At 68.2% G+C, this 873-nt stretch carries 1 protein-coding gene; it reads right to left on the reverse strand.

Annotated features, from left to right (window positions below; genetic code table 11):
- Window positions 1-452: 452 nt before the first annotated feature.
- A partial coding sequence (locus F6Q13_RS18065; protein ID WP_293059468.1) for a TetR/AcrR family transcriptional regulator C-terminal domain-containing protein occupies window positions 453-873 on the reverse strand: 421 nt, incomplete at its 5' end.

The following is an 873-nucleotide window of genomic DNA, read 5'->3' on the forward strand; positions in this document are numbered from 1 at the left end:
CGAGGGCACCGATCCCAGATAGAAAAGTCTCCGGGAAAACGGGGGAGGTCCAACCACCCCGGGCAGCGCGCTGCTGTTTCCCGGCCTGTGCACCCCGACCGGTGACCTGGCCCCGTCCACGCCGACACCCACCCAGCGGGGCGCTGACCGCACCGCCATGGTGCCCAGGCGTCGGCGCACCCGCGCCCAGAACCACGCCGACTACGTCGCCGGGCAACGCCGGCACAACCGTCGAAGCCGGCGCGACCGCCAACTGGCCTCCGCTGGCCCCGCATCATGTGACAACGACGAAGAGCCGCCGCCGTTTTAGCAGCCTGTATCTCTTCAATCTCATGCGGGCAGTTGGAGGCGCCAGCAAGGAACGCGTAATCGTTGTCGCGAGTGTACGGCACGGCCGGCTGCATCCCGGCCAATGTCCTGCTCGTCAGCCCGTAGCGGCGCGAAGGCGGCGGCTAGCGATGGGCGAGGCCGTCGATCATGAGGGTGAGGGTGAAGTCGAACCGGTCGTGGCCTTCGCCGGCGATGAGCTCGGCGGCGTGGCGGCTGGTGTGGGGGAAGGTTTCGGCGGGCAGGGCGGTGAACCGGCGTAGCAGTTCGTCGCGGTCGAGAACCCAAGCGACGTCGTCATGGGCGGATCGCTGGCGCACGATCGATTCCTCCAGACAGTAGGCGGCCACGTAGAGCAAGAGAGCGTCGATGACCCAGGCGGCGGCTTGCGGCCTCACGCCGCCGGCGAGCAAGATGGCCAGTATTCCTTCGACGACGCGCATGGTCTCGAGGTCGGTGGGGGCACCGGGGTCAAAGCGATCGCGGTCGAGGATCTCGACTTCACCGACTCCACGACACGGGAAAAGCATGGCCGCCGGCGCCGGT

This window comes from Mycobacterium sp. (genome assembly GCF_008709575.1).
GTDB lineage: Bacteria > Actinomycetota > Actinomycetes > Mycobacteriales > Mycobacteriaceae > Mycobacterium.